Origin of the sequence: Flaviaestuariibacter amylovorans (assembly GCF_039541815.1) — a bacterium.
In the GTDB taxonomy this organism is placed as follows: Bacteria; Bacteroidota; Bacteroidia; order Chitinophagales; family Chitinophagaceae; genus Flavisolibacter; species Flavisolibacter amylovorans.
On sequence record NZ_BAABGY010000022.1, the window covers coordinates 1 to 21,841 of the forward strand.

At 64.0% G+C, this 21,841-nt stretch carries 9 protein-coding genes and 1 pseudogene; all 10 read right to left on the bottom strand.

Annotation, left to right across the window (positions count from 1 at the left end):
* Positions 1–7,090 (bottom strand): hypothetical protein (locus ABD937_RS23465; RefSeq protein WP_345258503.1); only part of this gene is annotated, 7,090 nt, incomplete at its 3' end.
* An 815-nt stretch (positions 7,091–7,905) separates the two neighbouring features.
* Positions 7,906–8,880 carry a Gfo/Idh/MocA family protein gene (locus tag ABD937_RS23470; protein ID WP_345258504.1) on the bottom strand — a complete coding sequence of 325 codons (975 nt, stop codon included), beginning with the start codon at positions 8,878–8,880 and terminating at the stop codon, positions 7,906–7,908.
* Positions 8,881–9,246: 366 nt separating this feature from the next.
* The gene (locus ABD937_RS23475) at positions 9,247–10,278 is read right to left on the bottom strand and encodes a T9SS type B sorting domain-containing protein (RefSeq protein ID WP_345258505.1); all 1,032 of its coding nucleotides are present in this window, start codon (positions 10,276–10,278) and stop codon (positions 9,247–9,249) included.
* Between the two features lie 390 nt (positions 10,279–10,668).
* Positions 10,669–15,630 (bottom strand): beta strand repeat-containing protein, encoded by a 4,962-nt coding sequence (locus ABD937_RS23480; RefSeq protein ID WP_345258506.1) that lies wholly within the window; start codon positions 15,628–15,630, stop codon positions 10,669–10,671.
* A 176-nt stretch (positions 15,631–15,806) separates the two neighbouring features.
* Complete coding sequence (locus ABD937_RS23485) at positions 15,807–16,031, bottom strand: hypothetical protein (RefSeq protein ID WP_345258507.1); 225 nt, start codon at positions 16,029–16,031, stop codon at positions 15,807–15,809.
* Positions 15,971–16,237 (bottom strand): annotated as a pseudogene (locus ABD937_RS23935) (Gfo/Idh/MocA family protein); the annotation flags it as partial. The gene ABD937_RS23485 and the pseudogene ABD937_RS23935, both read right to left, overlap by 61 nt.
* A 65-nt stretch (positions 16,238–16,302) precedes the next feature.
* Positions 16,303–16,611: a hypothetical protein gene (locus tag ABD937_RS23490; protein ID WP_345258508.1), complete on the bottom strand. Its 309-nt coding sequence runs from the start codon at positions 16,609–16,611 to the stop codon at positions 16,303–16,305.
* 283 nt (positions 16,612–16,894) lie between these two features.
* Positions 16,895–19,051: a T9SS type A sorting domain-containing protein gene (locus tag ABD937_RS23495; protein ID WP_345258510.1), complete on the bottom strand. Its 2,157-nt coding sequence runs from the start codon at positions 19,049–19,051 to the stop codon at positions 16,895–16,897.
* A gap of 248 nt (positions 19,052–19,299) precedes the next feature.
* Positions 19,300–20,328 carry a hypothetical protein gene (locus tag ABD937_RS23500; protein ID WP_345258511.1) on the bottom strand — a complete coding sequence of 343 codons (1,029 nt, stop codon included), beginning with the start codon at positions 20,326–20,328 and terminating at the stop codon, positions 19,300–19,302.
* A 364-nt stretch (positions 20,329–20,692) separates the two neighbouring features.
* Positions 20,693–21,517, bottom strand: a complete 825-nt coding sequence (locus ABD937_RS23505) for a sterol desaturase family protein (protein WP_345258513.1) — start codon at positions 21,515–21,517, stop codon at positions 20,693–20,695.
* Positions 21,518–21,841: the final 324 nt, after the last annotated feature.

A 21,841-nucleotide genomic window follows, 5' to 3' on the forward strand; every position in this document is an offset into this window, starting at 1 on the left:
CACCCGGTACCGGCACCGGCATCACCGTGGCCGGCGTTACATGCCACTGGCGCTGTACGGCCTTGGCGATGTTGGGAATATGCGGGTTCGTTACACCCGTTACCGCGTCCTGTACGCGCACCCGCCAGTTTTGCGACGGGCCGCCTGCAAGATCAAGCGGGTTGAACGTGGAATTTCCTACAGGGAAGGTAGCGTTGTTGGTAAGTCGCACCAGGGCACCCGCACCGGAAGTTTTGACATAAGAGGCCGCGGAGCCCCCGGAGATCGCTGCCGGGTACAGGTTATGACCCGCGATGTTCAGGTTACCCGAGGTAAGCGTGAGCGTACCCGTGATCGTCAGCGAGTCGGCAAGCGTTACGTCGGCCGTGCTGTTCATCAGCACGTCGCGCACCGAATTCACCGCCGGTACTTCGAAGCCGGCCGTCAGCGGGGCGCTGTTGCTGTAGGTAAGGTCCACGATGGCGCCGAAGGTCGGGTAGCCGTCGAGGGCGCCGGCGCTGCGGATGATGCGCGCTTCCGAGGCGAGGGTAAAGTTGGCCGCGCCCGTTACGGTGCCCTCGGTGAGGTGGAGCTGGTTGCCCACGTTGACGTCGTCGTTCAGCGTCAGGCCGGCGCCGCCGGTCTTGTTCACCACCAGGTGGCTGAACGTGGCAGGCGAGGTGGCCGCCGTGATGGAGGCGTTGTTGCTGCCGAGGAACGATACCGTTCGGCCGTTGTCGGTAAAGGTGGGGCTGCTCACGCGCGTCCAGGAGCCGTACACGTCGAGATCGCCGCCGGCGGTGCTGCCCAGCGACAGGGAGCCGCTGTTGGTGACGCTGCCGTTCACGATGGTCTTGCCCGAGGTGTTGCCCATGCTGAAGGTGCCGTTCACCACGAGGTCGCCGCCCACGGTGAGCGTAGCGGTGCGGTCGCTTGCGTTAAAGGTGGTACCGGTGTTCACGGTGAGGTTGCCCGCAAGCGCGCGGGGCGTGGCGGGAGCGCCGTTGTTGAGCGTGAAGGTGCCCGCCGCGATGGTGACGTTGTTGGGATAGCCCGGCGTCACACCAATGGTGCCGGCGCCGTTGCTGCTCCAGGCGTTGCCACGGGTGTAACTCACACCGTACTGCAGCGTGGAGGCCGCGCCGTAGATCGGGGCGAAGCCGACCGAGCCGGCCGCGTTGGCCATCAGCAGGGTGCCGCCGATGGTGGGTGTGTTGGCGTTGCTGAGGCTGATGGCGCCGCCGTTCACCGTCACGTTGTTGAGCGTCACGGCCGACGTACCGGCGATGGTGCCGGCGCCTGCGAAGTTGATCGTGCCGCCGGTGCTGCCCACGGTCACGTTGCCGCCGTTGGCGGTGAGCGTGCCGGCTGCGGCGATGTTCACCGTGCGGCCCGAGCCACCGGTGAAGGTGCCGGAGGTCAGGGTCAGGTTGCTGACGTTGAGCGTGGTGCCATACGTATTGGTGACCGTACCGGCGATCTCCAGGTTGCGCACGGTATTGGCCGTGGGCGTGGTGGTGAAGGTGCCGGTGTTCTGGCCCGTGCCGTTAAAAGTATAGTCGGCCGTGCTCGAGAAATCGCGCAGGCCCGTCTGGATGGCGCCCGTTGCTCCCGAGGAGGCGATGCCGCCGGTGTTGGCCGTGATCAGCTTGCCGCCCGCCGCCGTGAACGTGAGCGCTGTGGCGCCCGTGGTGGTGGCCGCTTTTGTGAGCACGAGGCCCGTGGTGCCGACGTAGCCGGTTACATAGGTGCCGGCGGGGATACCGGTACCGGTGACGAGCATGCCGGGCTCGATGCCGGTGATGCTGCCCGACGTAACGGATACGTTGCCGCTCGTGAGCGTGAAGCTGGTGTTCACCGTGGCGCTGCCGACCTGGTAGAATTCCGTGGTGCTGCCCGCCGAATTGTTCACCGCGAAGGTGCCCGTGTTGAGCGTGCCCACGTTGTTCAGGTAATCATAGAAGGTCGCCGATGCCGAGTACAGGCTCAGGTTCGACGCGAGGTTTACCGTGGCGCCGGAGGCGATCACGTAGTCGAGGTTATAGTTGTTGTTGGTGGCAGTGGCCGACGACGTATTGGTATAGGTCTGGGGCGTGCTGCCGTTGAACAGCACGAGGCCGTAGGCGTTGCTGCTGGTGCTGGCGTAGAAGCGGGCCGAGCCGGAGATGTTCAGGTTGCCGCCGATCGTAAGGATGCCGCGGTAGAAGCCGGTGGCCGCGCCCTGGTTGCCGCGGGCCACGTCGAGGATGGCCGTGCCGGTAAGGGTCACGTCGCCGGCCACGTTCACCACCACCGGGCCTGCGCTGGAGGTGCTGCTGTTGCTGATCGTGAGCTGGGCACCCGTGCCTACCGCGATGGCGCCGAAGCTGTACACGTACTGACCCGAGGTATTATGCACGAGCGTGAGGGAGAAGCCGCCCGTGTTCACCACGTTGAGCAGGCCCTGCGTGCGGAAGTTGATAAAGGAGCCGTCGGTGACATTGGCGAAGCCCGACTGACCGTTATTGTTCCAGGTGAAGTTGCCGAACAGCTGGCCCATGCCGGTGGGGCGGGTAACGCCCATGCCGGTGACGGTTACCGTGGACGTCGCATCCCAGGTGGCCGTGGGAATCACACCCGCGTTGATGGTATGGTTGTATTGGCTGTTGGGGCCGAAGGTGACGGGGCCGTTGCTGCCGTTGGTGATCGAGCCGTTCGTTTGCGCGTTGAAGATACCCGTTACCGAGAGGCTGGTGGTGCCGGTGCCGAAAGTGAGGGAGCCGGCGTTGTTCCAGGTGCCGCTCACCGAAGTGCTCGTGGCGCCCTGCAGGGCTACGATCCCGTTATTATTCAGCGTACCCGCAACCGTAAGGTCGGTGCCGGCGCCGTTGTTGAAGGTGAGCGTCTGGCTCGCGTTCACGGTCAGAACACCGCCCGAGGCTACGGTGAGCTGGTCGGTGGTTACAGAGGCGGCTACCGTTACGGTGTGGCCGTTGCGGATCTCGATGGCGCCTGCCGAAGCGGAGGCGGGGCCGGCTGTAGCGGTGTACCACGTCGTTCCGTCGGGCGAGCTTTCCCAGGTGGCGGCGCTACCCCAGTTGCCCGTAGTCACGGAGCGGAAGGCGTCCGTGGTATTCGTACTGTAGGCGATCACGATATTGCCCGAGGCAGGCGCATCCGTGAGGCCGGGGGCGGTAGCGGAAATGGTGTAGGTACCCGGCTGGGTGAACTGCAGCGCGCCGAAGGTGGCCACACCGGCAGACGCCGAAGCGGAAGTGGTACCGCCAAGGGTGCCGGGGCCCGACACCTTCGTGATGGTAATGGTGCCGGTGTAGGTATTGTCTACCGTGGTACCGTCGGGGCGACGGGCCTCCACGGTAAAGGAAGTGACGTTGCTGTTGGCGTTGCCGCTCGAAGGCACACCTACGAGCACAAGCTGGTTGGCGGGCGCGAGCACGTTGAAGGTGGCCGAGTTGCCGGCCGTGAGGGCGTCGCCCGAAGTCTGGGTGGCCGTCAGCTGGGCGCCGGTGCCAGCGCTGCTGAGGGTGACGCCGGTGACGGTGGCCGATGTAGCCCCCGAGGCAATGGTGCCCGTAACGGTGCCGCCGATGCTGCCGCCGTAGCCGTTCACCGTGAGGGTGAAGCTGGTGGCCTGCGATACGGCCGAAGCGGTGCCGCTGCCGTCCTGCGCCTGCACGGTCACCGAGAAGGTGGCGCCGGCCGTGGGCGGGTTGGGGGAGATGGAGGTGATGGCGAGCTGGGTGGCGCCGGCGGCGCGGCCCGTCAGGTCCATATTATTGATGCCATTGGCGGCGGTGATGCCGGTGGTGGCGATCGAGGGCGTGCCGGTGTTCACCGTGGTGGTATAGTCGGTCCAGGCCGCACCGTTCCACACCGCGGTGCGGAGGGAGCCGGCAGTACCGTTGACGTCGGTGGCGGTCACATACTGCGCGGTGGGCGAATAGGTGATCGACGCGGTGGCGTCGTCGGTGAGGGTCCAGTAGCGGCTCAGGTAATGTGCCGCCGTGCCGCCCGTGTTGAGGTTCGGGTGGGCGGCGTCGGTCACTTTCACGCCGAGGGTACGGCTCGTGCTGTTGGTGCTGACCCCGAGCGTCAGCGGGCTGTATTCCTCCGTGGCCGTTGTTTCGCCCAGGTGATAGACGAAGGTGCCGGTGGTCGTGAAGGTCTTCTTCATCTGCCCCGTGCCCGTCAGGTAATAACCGGCCGTGCGGTTGACGATAGCAGCGGAGCCGAAGCTGAGGTCGTTGTTGCTCGTGCTCACGATACCGGCGGTATGCGTTACCGTGCCGGTGATCGTGATGTTGCCGATGTTGAAGGTCACGTTCGGCGAGGCGGGCGTCGTATTCTGGAAAGTAATATTGGCGAAGTTGCCAGTAGGGCTGCTCGACGCGTTGCGGAACGTGCCCGACCCAGACACCGTCTGGGCACTGGTAACGGCGCTCGGTGTACTACCGGTCAGCGTCTGGAAGAACAGGCTGCTGCCGAGGGTGAGCGTACCATTGTTCGCGATGTTGCCGGCGATCGAGAGCGAGGTGGTTGGCATCGAAAGCTCGCCCGCGGTGATGGTCAGGCTGCCCTGCAAGCCGAAGCTGTTCGCAGAGGTCACGAGGCGGTTGGTGCCGGAGGAATTGTTGATCACTAGGTTGCCGAAACCAAAGCGGCCGCTGTTTGACCAGGTGTTGATAAAGAAGCCGCTGGCACTGCCGCCCGAAGCTGAGGAAGTACCGTTACCAAACTGGAAGGTGTGGCCCGCACCGGAAGTGTAGTGCGCGTTGCTGGCCGTTGTGTATCGGAATGCGTGATCGTTGCCACCAGCAAAAGCATGCGGGTCTACGATCGTCAGCGTGCCGCCGGTGAGGTTCAGCGTGGTATTGGTGTTGAATGCGACCAGCGGCGTGCTCGTAGGTACGCTGCTGGCACCGTTACCGTCTACATTGATGGTACCTCCGCTTTGTGCGAAGGTGCCGCTGTTGTGCACGATGTTGCCGTTGATGTTCAGCGTGCCGCCGCTTACCGTAAGGGTGCCGCCGTTGACCGTGAGGCCCTGGTTGCCGCCGCCCGAAGGGCCAACGCTAACCGTGCCACCGGTAAGATTGAAGCTGCCACCGCTCACCTGGAGCGCAGAGGAGAGGGCGCTGGTTTGGCTGGCCGCGATGGTGAGGGCGAACGTGCCGTTCGTGAAGGTGCCCGCCGACACGTTCATCGACGTGAGCACGGAACGGTCTTCCGTAAGGCTAAAGGGCCCGGCGCCCACCACACTGACGCTCCGGGGAACGCCTGCGCCCGAAGATCCGGCGGTCCAGAAGAGGTTGCCGCTGCCGATAGTAGTAGCGCTGGTTTGAAGCAGGCGCAGGGTGGAACCGACCGCGTAGACCGGTGCGTTGGTCAGTATGCTGGCGCCATCGTTGATGGTGAGGAATTTATTGATGGTGGGCTGTGTGGTAAAGGTGGTGGCCCCGTTCAGCGTCAGTTCGGCAAAGGTCACCCCGTTGGTGCCGTTGACGGTCAGAGCGCCCGAAGCCGATACGCGGCCATCGTTACCCGGGTTGAAGGTGCCGTTGTTGGTCAGCGTGCTGCCGGCACCGAGGGTCATGGTGTTCGACTGCGACCAGGTAACCGTGCCGTTGTTGGTGAAGGTGCCGCCCGTGCCAATGCTCAGGATGCCGTCCACAATAGCGATGGTGCCGCCGTTGGTCAGGGTGCTGGTGACGTTGATGGCGGAGCCCGAGTTGAGCGTGAGCTGGGTGCTGGAGTTGATCACCAGGATGGAGGGGGCCGGTGCGGTAGCCAGCATCGTGATGGGGGTATGTGCGATGGTGGCCCTGTTGCCGGCGATGGGCACGGCGCCACCGAGCCAGGTGCTGCCGGTATTGTAGTCGCCGGCCTGGGTCGTAATGTAGCCGAGATTAGTCAGCGACTCCGTGGAGGTAGCGTTGCCCGCCGAATTCTGCACATACACGGCACCGGAAGCGTTGCCCAAGGTGCCGGCCGGCATCGTAAAGGTGAGGGTCGTAGCGGTCTGCGCCGTGATGGTCGCATTGGTGCCTCCGGAGCCACCGACCTTGACGACGGTGACCGACTCGAGGTTCGTACCGGTGAGGGTAACGGTGTTACCGTTGTAAGCGTTCGTTGTGTTTCCGGGAGCAGCGGCGACTACACCACCGGAAGCGGCAATGGTGGGAGGACCTGCGGCAGGAGTTGCCGGGAGAGCATTGGAGTACTCGAGGTCATCGATGTACATGAACGCATTGTTATTCGGCGTCGTACTGGACTCGCCGTAGAAGCCAAAAGCTGCGATAGCTGTTCCGGAAGCCAGGGTAGCAGTGGGCCATCCGTTCGTGGGAGAGATCTGTACGCCTCCTACCCAAAGATCCCATTGGTTACTCGAAAGCGTATAGGTCGTACCGGAACGATAATATGTCGCCGAAGTCGCATTGTTGTTTGCATACACTTCAACCAGCTGGTCCGCGTCTTTCGAAAACCCTGGGGAAGCGATGGCTGTGTAGGTATTGGTGGAAATGCGCCTGTCGACACTGAGTACGCCCGCTGCATAATTCAGCCGGAATGCGACCAGGTCGCTGGTGAATGAATTATAAGCGTTGGCGTCCGAATAGTTCGCCCCGTTAGCCCCCATCTTGAAGACCAATACGCCATTGCCCGAAGCGGTCGTTCGGAAATTGAATTTGGCATAAGCAACGTTCGTGGCACCCGTCCATCCATATACCGTGAATTTCTGAGTAGAGCCGGTCGCGGAAGCATTTATCTGTAGTTCGGTATTTGTACCCAGAGAAGTTCCCGGATTGGCAAGGACAAAACCCGATCCAACGTTGCCGGAGCTGGCTGCGCGGATGCGATAAGTGCCTCCGTTCGTAGGGGTAGCGGTAAAGAAGTTCGTGATTGCGCCGCTGGCGGTTGTGTAAGACCCGGTACCTGTGCCGAAATCATAGGTCCAGGGCTGCGCCCCCGCCCGCATATTCAGCAGCAGCGTCAGCAAAATCAGCAGCGCCACGGTGGGCAGGGTGCGGGTGAGGTACTGTCGGTTCCGGGCCTGCATGCGGGTGTAGGCGGCCAGGGTCCGGTTGGCGGACAGGGGGGACTTCGTGCTTCTCATAGAGGCAGCGTTTTTGGGTCGTTTTGTTTGGGTAAAAGGCGGTTCGGCAGAGGAAGGATCGGATTACCGCTGGAAGAAAAGGCTGCGGCGGGCCAAAGCTACCGATATATATAATGTTAAATCGGAATGCAAGATTACATTTTTGTTTTTATTCGCCCAATGGAAACCCTTAGGGGTTCACCACATTTTTCAAGCCGGTGAGCCGGTCGGAATTGGCGACGGGGTTCCGCACCATCCGGGAGGTCCCGGCTCCGGATGCGGGCACCTCCCCCCTGCCCCAGCCAGCGCTACGCGCGCAACCTTCGCCGGAGCTCAGCCCGCCGAGGGCGGGGCACGGCTGTTCCAACGACAGGGCATTCGAGTTCCCAGGTATTCAAGGCGCTGCGACTACGGGAGCATTTTTTTGTGCCTGGCGCCCCCTTCCATGCACGCACTTTTCACGACGGGCGCGGCTTTCCGGCCAAGATTTACGCGGTATATCCTCCCGATAAAGGGGTTCCTTCCTGGCCATTCCCGACGGAAATCATCCCAAGTGAGCCAACGCTCCAGTTGCTCATCGCATTAAGCAGTCATTCTGCACGCCCTTTTCCTGTCCAGACTCATTTTCACGTCATGAAAACCAGTTTCGCATCGCTCACCCGGCCGGTCGGCCTACTGGAAGAACACGAGATGGGTTCCACTGCTCCCTGTCGCCCGGTTTCCACGTCCCGCGTGCCTTTCCGGCCAAAATTCGTCCGGCTGGCGGGATGTATGTCCACCAAAAAGGGCCCTCTGGCAGGGATGGGGCCCTCTAATACGTCCAAAACCCCACAACCTCAGGAACCTTTTCCGTACGCCTCCATCCATTCCATTACCGCTACCCCTTCTCGGGCAGGCGCGGGGTTGGGCCCTTGCCCGAGAAAATGGGCCGTCACCGCCGCGATCATCGGCTCCTGCACGTGCGGGAGCGGCGGGAAGTCGAAGCGGGTCTCGGTGCCGTCCCGCTCCAGCAGCAGGGGTGCCGGGGCAAAGATCGAAAAGCGGAGGGTGCCCTCGGTGCCGGTGAGGGTGCAGCGGTCTTCCTTCCGGGGCCAGCCGAAACACCAGCGGCCGGTGGCGAGCACACCGCCCGGGAGCCGGGCAATGCCGGCCGTCGTGTCGGGTACCTCGTACGTCCCGTAGGCATTCCAGCTTGCGCCGGAGCTCATTTCGGGGGTCCCGAACCAGTGCAGCAAGAGGTCGAGGGCATGGGGCGCGAGGTCCCAGAAGAGGCCGCCACCCGACACGGCGGGATCGAGACGCCAGGGGCTGTCGCCGCGGGCCACGAGGCCGGCGTCGTGGGGCTCGTGCAGCACGAGCTCCGCGGAGAGCGGGGTGCCGATGGCGCCCCCCTCGAGCAGCTCTTTTACCTTCCGGAACAGCGGCTGGGCGCGGCGGTAGTGCGCCACCACCAGCGGGATCCCGGCGGCCTGTGCCGCGTCGGCCATGCGGCGGGCGGCGGCGGCGGAGGTGGCCATGGGCTTCTCCACGTACACCGGCTTGCCGGCGGCGAGGGCCTGCAGGGTATAGGCTTCGTGCGCGGCGGGCGGTGTGGCGATGTATACGGCGGTCACGGCAGGGTCGGCCAGGAGGTCGGCGGCGTTGGCATACCAGCGCGGCACCCCGTGGCGGGCAGCGTAGTCGGCCGCTTTTGCCCCGTCGCGGCGCATCACCGCCTGCAGGCGGGAGCCCGGCACCTTGCTGAAGGCTGGCCCGCTCTTTACCTCCGTTACGTCGCCGCAGCCGATAATGCCCCAGGAGATCTCGTTCATGGGATGCAAGATAGACCAGGTCCCCGGCCCCAGCGCTGCGCGCGCAACCTTCGCCTTCGCTCGGTTGGCCCGAAGGGGGAGCTTAGGTCGGTGATTCTTTCCAGCTGGGACCATGCTTCAAAGCACCTGGTCCATTCCGAAGCGCGGCCTCCGCCCATTGAGAGATGCCAGGGGTGAGTATAAAAAGCCCCTCGTTTTAACGAGGGGCTTGAATAAGAGCTGTACCTGACTCCCCTTCCCTTGGGGAAGGCGCCGGGGGATGGGTTGCTCCCCTCCCTCCCGGGGAGGGGCAGGGGGTGAGGCCGGGAGGGGCTGGGGGTGAGGCCGGAGGGGTTGGGGGTGAGGCCGGAGGGGTTGGGGGTGAGGTCATCGCATCACGGTGAACGTGCCCTTCCGGGTTTCCGGGGGGCCGCCCTCGAGGTGGAAGCTGCAGGTCCACACGTAGACGTTGCTGCCCTGCTCCTGGGCGGCCAACTTACCGTCCCAGCCGCGGCGGGGGTCCTTGCTCTCGAACACGATGCGGCCCCAGCGGTCGAAGATGGCGAACTGGTAGCTCAGCAGGTTACCGTCGAGGAGGGGGCGGAAGCGGTCGTTGCGGCCGTCGCCATTGGGCGTAAAGGCCGTGGGCACAAAGAAGTAACGGTTGCACTGCTTGATGTCGATCCGGATGGAGTCGCGGCTCGTGCAGCCCTGCTCGGAGGCTACCTCCAGCCAGTAGAGGCCGGCACCGGGAATGCGGAGCGTGGCGCCGGTGCTGCCGGTGCTCCACCGGTAGGCGTGGAAGTTGGGCGGCGCCTTCAGCACCAGCTGCTGGTACTGGCACAGGGTGGTATCGGCCGGCAGCGCAATCTGCGGGATGTCGGGCGAGGGGATGAGCTGCACCGAGCCCGTGCCCTTGCAGCCGTTGAAGTCGGTGACTTCCACGCTCACGAGGCCGGCCGTCATGACCACGAATACGCGCCCCGTGGAGCCGTCGTGCCAGCGGTAGGAAGCGAAGGTGCCGGCGTCGAGGATGCGCGAGGAGCCGGGGCACACGTAGGGGCGCTGGTCGAGCTGTACCTGCGGCGCCGGGTTCGTGCGGATGATCTCGAATTCGTCGGTTGCCACGCAGCCGCCGGGGGTGGTGGCGGTAACGAGGTAGCGGCCCACCTGCTTCGCCGCGATGGTGCGCGTGGTTTCGCCGGTACTCCACAGGTAGCTGCTGAAGCCGGCGCCGGCGTCGAGTACCACGGAGTCGTTGGCGCAAATGATGCGGTCGGGGCCGAGGTCGATGGCCGGCGCCGGGCACTGGGGGCGGGCGCCAATGGCCGTGTCGGCGGGCGTGCCGGGTGCCGAAGGCTGGGCCCGGAGCCCGGAGCCGGCAGCGCAGAGGAACAGGAGGAGCAGGCAGTGCTTCATAAGCGGGTGCAGGTAGTCGCTAAAAATAGAGTCTTTCCGGCGGCAAATAGCTGCTTTCCGGTTGAGTTGCGGATTTGTGTGCGTCAACGGCCCGGCCCCGGCCCCGGCCCGGCCCCAGCGCTGCGCGCGCAACCTTCGCCTTCGCTCGGTTGGCCCCGAAGGGGGAACTTAGGTTGGTGTTTCCTTCCGGTAGCCAATTGTTGCAAAGAAGCACCTTGCTACGAAGCAAGCTGCCGATCTACCCACCCCCGGCCTCTCCCGTTGGGAGCTGCCGGGGGGCTACGAAAAAAGCCCCTCGTTTTCACGAGGGGCTTTCAATATGAGGGAACCCTTGCTCCCCTCTCCTTAGGAGAGGGGCCGGGGGTGAGGCCGGAGGGGCTGGGGGTGAGGCTATTGCTTCACGAGCGTGATCGTCTCAGATGTAGTACCATCCGCTGCCAGTGCCTTGAGGTGATACTGACCCGCGGCAAGACCTGCAAGATCGATCGTAGCGGTGGTGGAGGTACCGGCAGCGAGGGCGATGGACTGCACCTTCACCGTTCTTCCCTGTATGTCCGTGAGCTGCAGGATCACCGCACCACTCTGCGCACCGCCCTGCAGGCGCACGCTCACCGCACCCTTGGCAGGGTTCGGGTACACGCCGTCCACTACGAGGTTACCGCTCTTGTCGGCACTCAGCACCACGATGGTGGAGAGCTTCGTGCGGCCGTCGAGGTCCTCCTGGCGCAGGCGGTAGTACCACTTGCGGCCCGCCTGTCCTGAGCCTGCCGAAGGATTATCGATGAAGCTATAGTTCTGGATCGAGGAGGAGTTGCCACCCTGTGCACGCGAGGCTACAAAGCCCACAGAGGTATACGTTCTGCCGTCGGTGGAGCGCTCCACCGAGAAGCCGCGGTTGTTCGACTCGGAAGCCGTGACCCACTTCAGCTCGTTCACACCATTCACACGCTTGCCCGTGAACGTCATCAGCGATACCGGCAGCGGCGCGCCTACGTTCGCGATCGCGTAGGGCGAGAACTCCGTGAGGCCGCTCACCGTTACGGTGCGCAGGCCGCCGGTGCTGCCGGGCGTGATGGGATCCGAGGCCCGCAGCCAGAAGCCCGCGGTATAGTGCCACACCACTACGTCCGCCGCCGGGTTAAAGGATCCGCCCACCTGGAGCGGGTCGGTGTCATCGTAGCCAAAGGTCACCGTGGCCGGATTGACCACCGGGCGCACGGAGGGGTTGATGTCCCACACCCGCGACACGGCCTTGGCCACGTTGCCGGTATAGGGCGCCTGCACGTTGCCCACCGCATCTTCGACCCGCACGCTCCAGTCGAGGCCGTCGGCCTGCGCGAGGGTCATGGGGTTGTAGGTGCTGTTGCCCACCGGGAACACGCCGCCGCCGGCCCCGATGCCGGTGAGTTTCAGCGCACCCGCGCCCGAGGTCTTGACGTAAGACGTGGCCGAGCCGCCGGTGGTACTGCCCGCAGGCACCGAAAGCGTCGCCGCCCCAAGATCGAGGAGGCCGTCGTTGAGCGCGAGGATGCCCAGCACGTCCACGTCGGAGCCAAGGCTCACGCCGGCGCTGTTCTGGATCGTCAGGTCGTTCACCAGGCCGAGCGCGCCGGCGGGTACCGACTGAGCGCTGCTGCCCGAGAAGCGGATGATGCCGGAGCCATCGCCGATGGTGCCGGTTTGGGTAGTGCCGTTGCGGGCGATGCTGCCCTTGACGTCGAGCAGGTTGGCGCCCGGCTCCAGGACGCCTTTCGCCAGGGTGAGGGTGCCGGTAATGGCGAAGGGACCGGTGAGCACCACGTTGGCCGGGTTGTCGATCGTGACGTTGGCCAGCGTGGCGGGCGCATTCACCAGCTGCATGCCGGTGCCGGTGTAAACCACCGACGCGGTGGGCGGAATGTCGCGCAGCACCAGGGCCCCGAGCCCGCCTAGGGTGGAGGCCGCCGTGTTGTCGTCGACGCCGTTCACGCTGCCGGTCAGGAGCGTGCCGTTGAGCGTGAAGGTGGCGCCGGCCGCCATCCCGGAAATCTTGTAGGTGCCCGCGTCGAGGGTACCGTTGATGGTTACGTGGGGCAGGCGGCTCGTGAGCGTGCCGAGGGCCCAGTTGGAAGCCAGCTGCACGGTGCTGCCCGCGTTCACCGTATAAGGAACATAGTTGGACACCGAGCCGTTGTAGCTGAGTACCTGGGTACCCGTGCCGGCAAACACAAAGCCGTCGGGGAGGGTCGTTCCGAGCGACTGGAAGGTGCCGTTCGTGCTGTTCTTGATGAGGTTGCCGTAGAGCGTGACCCGGTTGCCGGCAGTATGCGACGTGCCCGCGCCGCCGAAGGAGACCACGTTGGTGGCGTTGGCGGTGGCCAGCAGGTTGCCGGCGACGCTCACCGTGGCTACCGCCAGGTTATTCGCCACCTCCTCCATCCGCAGGATGCCGCCGGCGAGGTCCAAGTTGCCGCCAACGGCCAGGTGGGTACTGGGTGCGTTCGCGTCGAAGATCAGCGAAAGGGCGCCGGAGCTCATCGTGACGTTGCCGTTTACCGTCAGCGAGCCGCCGCCGCTGGGTGCGCTGCTCGTGGCGAAGCCGCTCACGAAGACGTTACCCATCGTGTTGGTCAGGTTGCCTTCTATGGTCAGGCTGCCCGCTCCATAATTCTTCGACACATAAAGCTGGCCGATGTTCTTCACATAGTTCCCGCCGATCGTGACGCTATTGGAGCCTAGGGCGTTGCCGCACACCTGGAATTCGCCGTTAGTTTGCGTCAGGTCGCTCACAGTGCTGAGCGTTTCGTTCGTGGCCAGCTTCCACACCGTGTTGGAAGCCCCGCTGAGGATCAGCTTGTGGTAGTTACGGGCGAGCGGATTGGCGGGGGTGCTGGCGGCATTCAGCACGGGGATGTCGGTGGTGCTGCCGGCAGTGCCGGTCAACTGCACCGTGCTGTTGTCGACCGTATAGCTTCCGCTGCCGGGCGTAAAGCTGCCCTGGATCTCGATGACGCCGTTGTTGGCGCCCGACGAAGCCAGCGTGCGCGGGCCGCCGCCGCTGTTGCTGAGATCATTGTAGGTGCCCGAAGGGATGGTCTGCGTGCCGCCCGAGGCAAAGTCGATGGTGCCACCCGGTACATTGACGCCCGTCGTCGGGGTATACGTGCCGAGTATCGCGACGGTGCCGGAGTTGAAGGTGCGTCCGCCGTTCCCGCTGTTGCTCAGGTTGTTGTAGGTAAACGGACTGTAGATGGTTTGTGTGGACGAGGAGCTGTAGTTGACCGTATTACCCGTGCTGCTGTACACAACGTTGGTGGCCGACGGGTTGAAGGTGCCTGCCACGTTGAGCGTACCGGCAGCGAGCGTCACGGTATTCCCGAGGCGGTCGCCCGAAATGGTCAGGTTGTGGAAACTGGCAGCAGGGATCGTCTGCGGGCCCACGCCGTTGAAATTCACGGTGCTGCTGGTGCTCAGTAACGTGGGCGGGTTCACGGCCCAGGAGAGCGAGCCGGCAATGTTCACCGTACCGCTGACGAGGTAGCCCCCGGAGCCGTTGAGCACCACATTGTAGTAGTTGAGCGGGATGATGGTCTGGCCGGAGCCGTAGCGCACGGTGGAGGTGCCGGGGTCCTGCACGGCGTTGGTGGCCGTATAGCTCATCGATCCGCCGATGCTGATGGTATTGCTGCCGAAGGAGATGGTGGCGCCGCCACGGTCGCCCGAGATGAGCACAGTGCCATAGCTGTAAGCGGGGATCGTTTGCGCCCCCGTACCGTTGAAGTCGATCGTTGTGTTGAAGGCGATGGACGGGATTGCCCCGCTCACAGTGAAGGTGCCCGCTACGCCGATGGTGCCTGGTGCCGGGAACGATTTGCTGCCGGAGCCCGAGGTGGCGAAGTGGTGGTAATTGGCCGCCGGGATGGCCTGGCCGGTGCCGGCGAAAGTGGTGGTGGAGCCGGCGCCGAAGGTGGTGGCACCGCTGAAGGTCACCGTGCCCGTCAGCGTCAGGTTCACGCCGGGGTCCACCGTCAGGGTACCGCCGCTGTTGACGGTGAGGTTGCCGAGCGACTGGTCGGTGGAGATGCGCAGGGTGGCGCCGCTGGCCACGGTCACGTCGCTGCCGGCGAGGAGGGTGGTGCCCCCGCTGCGGGCAAGCCGGAGGGTGCCGGCGCTGACGGTATTGAGGCCGGTATGATTCAGCGCGCCCGTGAGCTCCAGGGTGCCGGGGCCCGTTTTGATCAGCGGGCTGGCGGCGGCGGCGGCCGAAGCGCCGCTCATGGTGAGCGTGGTGCCGGCCTCGGTGATCTCGATGGTACCGGTGGTGCCGGCCCGGATCGCCCAGGGACGGTTGGTGCTGGCGGTGGCCCCGGTATAGGTGAGGGCGCCGCTGCTCAGGAACAGGTTGTAGGGAGAGGTGTTGGGTGCCGTGCCAAGACCGCTGGCAACGCCCATGTCGCCAATAGCCGACACGCTCACCTTTCCGCTGTTGATGGTGATGCCGGTATAGGTGTTGGCGCCCGAAAGGGTGAGGGTGCCGCTGCCGCTCTTGGTGAGGGAGTTGGGAACGCTGGTGATCGTGGCGCTGTTGGCATTGAGGCCGCTGGTGATGATGCCGGCGACGGTGAAGGAATTGCCGGAGGCGCCCAGCTGGAGCGCGCCCGTATTCCGCACCGTGTGCCCGCCGCCGGAGGCAAGGCCCCAGTACAGGTTGCTATTGGCCGAGCCGTTCCAGTCGTCGTCGAGAAAAATGCTGTAGTCGGTGATCGGGTTGGCATTGGCCAGCTGCACGTCGAAGTAGTTGAGGGTGCTGCTGCCGTTGGTCAGCGTCACGTTCATGCGGTCGGGCGCCATCAGCGTGAGGGTAAAGGTATAGTCGAGGTAGCCCGTAGAGCCTCCAAAGCTGGTTGCCTGGATGGCGGCACCCTTGAAATACCAGTTGCCCCAGTTGCCGCTGTTGTAGGCGGGCCCATCGAGGTTCATCGAGAAGGCGTAGTTGCTTTCGCGGTCATTCCAGGAGCCGGTGGCCGCGGGCGACGACAGCAGGGCAAAGCCGATGCGGCCGTTGGCGCGGGTGGCCGAGAGCGTGATCACTACCTGATCGCCGACCTGCAGGGCGCGGTCGGAAGAGCTGCCCGCGCCGCCATCGGTGCGGAACTTGCGCCAGGACACTACCTGCTTGGTGCCGCCTCCGTTGGCATACATGCCCACCTGGGTGCTGCCCTGGTTGAAGGCTCCAGCTGTGCCGGTGCTGTAGGTACTGTAGTAGTTGGCCACCTGCTGCGGGTAGGTGACGGTGGTCTGTGCGCTGGCAACGAACGGCGTCGCGAAAAGAGCAAGCAGGACGACCAGGCGACAGGACAGAAAAGTAGACAATGTCGCAGGTGCTGCGACAGGAACACGAGGGAGCATAAGCAGTTTTACTGGTTTAGTTAGCGGTCTGACACAAGTGTATTGGATGGCCGGATACGGTGGCGGGCCGGCTGCGGAACGATCTTACTAGGGGGAAAAGACAGGCCGAAAGTACTGTTTTCGGCGTACTTGGCGCTTTCTTATACCTGTCGGGCGCCGGATGTGGAAAGCGCTTCCATCCATTCCATCACCTGTACCCCTTCGTGCGTCGGTGCCGGGTTGGGCGCAAGCCCGAGGAAGTGACGGGTTACGGCGGCGATCATGGGCTCCTGCACATGCGCGAGGGGCGGGAAGTCGAAGCGGGTTACGGTGCCGTCGCGCTCGGGCAGCAGCGGGCAGGGGCGAACACTGAAAAGCGGAGGCACCCTTTGGTGCCGGCCAGCACGCAGGTATCTCGTTTTTGAAGCCCGCCGAAACACCAGCGCCCCTGGAAGAGCAGCCCCCCGGGCAATCGGGCAATGCCGGCTGTCGTGTCGGGTGCTTTGTACGTACCGTGGGCGTTCCAGCTCGCGCCAGCCACCATTTCGGGGGTCCCGAACCAGTGGAGCAGGAGGTCAAGGGCATGGGGCGCGAGGTCCCAGAAGAGGCCGCCGCCCGACCCGGCCGGGTCAAGGCGCCAGGGTTCGCCCGTGCGGGCTACGAGGCCGGCGTCAGGGGCTCCTCGAGCACGAGGGTGGCCGTGAGGGAGCGGCCGATGGCACCCGCTTCGAGCAGCTCTTTCACCTTGCGAAAGCCGGGCTGGGCGCGGAGGTAGTGCGCCACTACGGGCGGAAGGCCAGCATCGGCCGCGGCCTGCTGCATGCGGGCGGCGTAGTCGGCAGCCTTCGCGCCGGTGCGGCGCATCACCGCCTGCAGGCGGGAACCCGGAACTGTATTGAAAGCCGGACCGCTCTTTACCTCGGTCACGTCGCCGCAGCTGATGATGCCCCAGGAGTTTTCGTTCATGAAACCAAGATAGGGTTTTGGAGGTTTTAGGGGGTTGGGAAGGTTGGAGGACCGTGCAGGTACAAGGTCTTTTGTGGATGGGCGTGGGTTTGCGGGCAGAAAACCCCACCAGGCCCTCCCCGGGAATGTTGGGGGACGTTGTAGCGCGGCCGCGTTCGCAGGCTTGTCTGCCGCCACCTGTACAGCAGCTTCCTCTTTAAACGACCCCTTACCAATAAACCAATAGACTAATAAACAGGAAACCGCCCGAAGGCGGTTTCCCAGTTATCCCGAATCCCTGATGCTATTGCTTGAGGAAGGGCAGCTGCACGGCCCCGTCGGGCGCCTGCAGCAGCAGGTGGTAGGAGCCGGCGGCGAGGCCCGACGCGTCGAGGCGGTAGGCGCCGTTGGGGGTTCCGTTCCACTGGCCGGTGCGCACGGTGCGGCCCGAAGCATCTATGATCTTCCAGGCCAGCGGGCCGGTGGCGGCAGGACCGCTCACCATCGCGCTGTGCGTGACCGGGTTGGGGGCTATGCGCCAGGCGGTGGCGGCGCCGGAGCCGTTGCGGAGCACGATGACGTTGCTGTACGACTGCCGGCCGTCGCGGTCGGTGAGGCGGATGCGGTAGTACAGGGTGGCCGCGTTGCCGTGGGGGTCGCTGTGGCGGTAGGTGCGGGCGGAGCTGCTCTCGCCGGCGGCCGCGATGCGGGCTACAGCGCTCCAGTGCTGCCCGTTGGCGCTGCGCTCGAGCGTGAAATGGTCGGTGTTGTGCTCCTGCAGGGTGCGCCACTGCAGGCGGTGGGCGGTGCTGCCGCTCTCACCCGAGAGGTCGAGGCCCACGGCGGGCAGCAGGAAGCCCTTGCTGGTGAGCCAGAACTCGCTGAAGTGGGTGATCGTGAACTCCACGTACCAGGCGTCGTACTCCTGGCCGAAGGTGGTGTTGTTGAGCATGCCGTGGTAGGTGGCGTCGCCGATGCTCAGCATGCTGTCTTCCGTGGGGCCTTCGTACTGATATACGCCGATGGAGCCGGCGCCCGAGATCAGCGGGCTCATCGCGTTGAGCGTGTCGAGCTCGGCCTGCGTGAAGTAGAGGCGCACGGTCATGGGAGCGGCCGTGGGGTTATCCGCGTTGATCAGGAAGGAGCGGCCCAGGATGGGGCGGTCGTACTTCACGAAGGGCGCGTTGCGCACGAATACGTTGGACGACAGGTTCTGCAGGTTGCCGGAAGTGGTGACCCGGGCCAGCACGCGGCTCGTGCCGGCTTCGAAGAAGAAGTAAGTGCTGTCGCGCTTGCACCAGGTGGGGTTGTTGACGAGGGTCTGCTGCACGATGCCGGGGTTGACCGGGGCCGACACCTCTACGGGCAGGCTTTCGTGGTGGCTCCAATGGCCGTTTTCGTCGCGGGTGCGCACGTGCAGACGGTGGGTGCCGCTGTCGGTGCAGGGCGGCAGGATGATGGCGCCGTTGAACTCGGCGTTCTCGGCGGCGGCGAAGGCGATGGGCAGGCCGCTGCCGGGGCCCGGGTCGGCGTCGACGTAGAACTCGCCGCTCACCACGGTGGGCTTGATGAAGAAGGAGCGCTTTTCTACGATGCCCCAGGCGCCGCCGTTGCTGCGGCTGCGGATGAAGAGGTCGTGCCAGCCGCCGGAGAGGCCGGAAACGGAGATGTTCGTGCTGAGCGTGATGCTGTCGTCGGCAGTGATGGAAAAGGGCTGACCATTGCCCTGGCCGGGATCGGTATCGAAATAATATTCGGCCTGCGCAATCGCTTCGGGGATGGTGAAGGAGCGGCTTTCGACGAGGCTCCACTGGCCGGCGCTGTTGCGGCTGCGCACGAAGATGCGGTGCGTGCCGGCGGGCAGCGACCCGGCGGGGATGGAGAGGGATACGTCGATGGAGCCGCCGGGTGTGACGGTGATGGCGGTGCCGAGGCCGGCGCCGGGGTCGTTATCGATATAGTATTCGGCGGCGGTGATGCTTTCGGAGATCGAGAAGGCCCGCGACTCGCGGAGGCTCCACTGGCCGAGCGTGTTGCGGGTGCGCACGTACAGGATGTGGGTGCCGGCGCTGAGGCCGGTGGTAGCGATGGAGTGGGTCTCGTCGAGCGTGGCGCCGGGGGTGATGGGCAGGGCCGTGCCGGAGCCGACGCCCGGGTCGGTGTCGAAGAAGTATTCCGCGGCGGTGATGCCGTCGGCGATCACGAAGCGGCGCCCTTCGGCGTGGCTCCAGCGGCCGTCGGTGTGGCGGCTGCGCACGTAGAGCCAGTGGGTGCCGGCGGCGAGGCCGGTGGTGGCGATCGACACGCTCTCATCGAGGGTGCCCCCGGGGGTCACGGCGATGGGGGTGCCGTTGCCGGGGCCCGGGTCGGTATTGAAGAAGTATTCGGCGCCGGCGAGCTGCGCGGCGGGGCGGAGCCCGGCCAGCAGGAGCAGCAGCAGGAGGAGATAATGGGTGCGCATGAGCGGGGGGATTGGGGGCGGGTGAGCAGGTGAGCGGGTGAGCAGGTGAGCGAGTGAGCGGGTCAGCGGGAACCGTTTGGGTTGGCCGATGCCAGGAATGCGATGCTTGCGCCGGTTTGCCATACCTAAAAACGAGCGCTCGGCACCACACCGCACTCCCGGCAACGATAACCGGTCAATCTGTAACGGGTGCCTCATGAACACGCACTCGCTCACCTGCTCACTTGCTCACGCGCTCACCTTGTAGCTTATTGCCCGATCGTGGACTTGAAGTTGATATTCAGCGAGCCGCCGGCCGACACCTGGTTGTTGGAGATCGTGAACTCGGAGATGTAGGGGATCTTGGGCAGGCCGTTCTGGTTCCAGGTATAGGTGCCGCCGTGCACGCCGAGGTCGGTACCGTCGAGGCCGTAGCTCTTGGCGGGCGAGCCGGCCTGGAGGGTGTAGTTGTCGGTATACACGAAGCCGTTACCGGTATAGGTGGTGAAGAGCGGGTCCTGGTTCACGAGGTTGCCCGAGCCGGTGCCCGGAAAGACGTTGCTGGTGGCGTTGTAGGAGATGCAGTTGTTGAAGGTGTTGCCGGAACCCGTGCTGCCCGGCGTCGGGTTCTTGCCGTAGAAGATGCAGTTGTTGTACGTAGCGTTCTTCCAGGCCACGGCATGTGCCGCATTGCCACCGCTTTTGTTCAGGAACGTGCAGTTGTTGAAATAAATGTTGTATGCCGACGAGGAAGAAGAGTTGTTCTCCAGGTGGCCGCTGAAGATGTTGTTCTCGAAATAAAAATTCCAGAAGCTGTTGTGGCCTACGGAGAAGTTGGCGCCCGTGGTCAGGTAGCCGAACACGTTGCCTTCAATGATCCAGTTGTTGTGGCTGCCGGTGTTGTTGAAGTACAGGTAATAGTCGATGCGGTTGCGCGACAGGGTGACGTTGGTAAGGCTGTTGGCGGTGGTGTAGAAATAGTTGACGAGCACACCGATCACCTTGATTCCCGAAGAGCCGATGCCGATATGGTCGAACTGTGCTTTCAGCGGCGCCTGCTTCTGCGGGTTGTGGCCGGGCCCGATGAAGGTGATGGCTTTCGTGATATTGATGGTGTTATAGGAAATAGACGAGCCGTGCACGTAGATGGTGTCCCCGGCCACGGCGGCGGTCTGCGCGTCGGCAAAGGTGCTGTACTGGCCGGGGTTCTGCGGGTTGTTGGAAAGGGTGAGCACGCGGGCCGAGGCCAGGGCGGGCAGGAAGGCGGCGAGCAGGAGGGGGAGTATCCGGGACTTCATGATGCTTGGTTTAAGGCACCGAAGGTATCCGCGCCGGCAAGGGAAGACAATACCGTCCTAAGGGTATATTGGTCCGGCCCCTGTCCCCCAAAGGGGGAGCTTAGGTGGATCCTGCTTTACGGTAGCCAGCTATCTCAAAGAAGTATGTTGCTACAAAGCACTGTTTCCGCTCGTCCACCCGAACGACTGGTCCGACAACCGTTGGCCGTAGTCTCCGGCAACCGTTGACCGTAGTCTCCGACTACGGTCTAGGCCGAACTATAGTAACTGCCAGCAAAAAGCAACCCGCATCGACCGCGCGCGTCAGCAATAAATCTGAAATCACAAATCACACATCTGAAATCAAAAGATCTGAGATCCTCGATCACCGATCTGAGATCCGCCCGAAGGGGCGCTTCAGCAGCATCCCGAAGTTTTCGTCTTCCTCGTTGGGATAGTAGCGGTCGAGGCCATAGCGGATGTCCTTGGGCTCCAACGTCTGGAAGGTGCCGAAGAGGCGGTCCCACACGGAGAGCACGGCGCCGTAGTTGGAGTCGGTATAAGGCTGCTGCCAGTGGTGGTGCACCTTGTGCATGTTGGGCGATACGAACACCCAGGACAGGGCCCGGTCGAGGCGGCGCGGCAGGGAGATGTTGGCGTGCGTGAAGGCCGTAGCCAGCACCAGCAGCGTCTGGAAGATCATCACGGCATACATGGGCGCCCCCGACACGAGGATGCCGGCGAAGAAGAAAAGGCCGCGGAGCACGCTCTCCACCGGGTGGTGGCGGAGGCCGGTGGTGACGTCCACGTTGTTGTCGGCATGGTGCACCACGTGAAAGCGCCAGAGCGGCGCCAGCTGGTGCTCGGTCCAGTGCACGAGCCAGCCGCCGAAGAAATCGAGCACGAGGAACGAAATCAGGATCGTCATCCCCACGCCCGCGCCGGTCCAGTGCACGAGGCCGAAGCCGGCACGCCTGCACCAGTCGGAGAGCAGCACGATCACCACGGCGAGGCCGGTGTGGATGGCGAGGTGGATGAGCGTGAAGCCGAAGTTGACGCCGGCATGCCGGAGCTTGTTGCGCTTGTACTTCGGCTCCAGCAGCGGGATGGCGCCCTCGATGATCCAGAACAGCAGCAGGCCGCCCACCAGCAGGCCGAGGCGCTCCGCCGGCCGCTGCTCCAAGGTCGAGAAATGTTCGATGAGGTCCATAGTTCTAAGGTACGAAGGTTGAGCGCTTGAGGAAGGAGGGCAATACGCGAGCAATAGAGTACATGAGTACTTGAATAACCGAGGGGGAGGGAAGATTGGAGGAGGGAGGAAGGGTACGCGAGCAATAGAGTACATGAGTAATCGAACCATCGAGGGGAGGGAGGAATGGAGTGTCCGGGAAGAGAAACAGACGTACCCAACGCGTTCTACTTCATTTGCTCTCCTGCAGTAGTTAAGAGTTGATCTGACACTTGGGTATTTTTAAGTAACCACACTTTCAAACCCCAAAATGTCAGATCATGAACTCTGAGACAAAAGTAATCA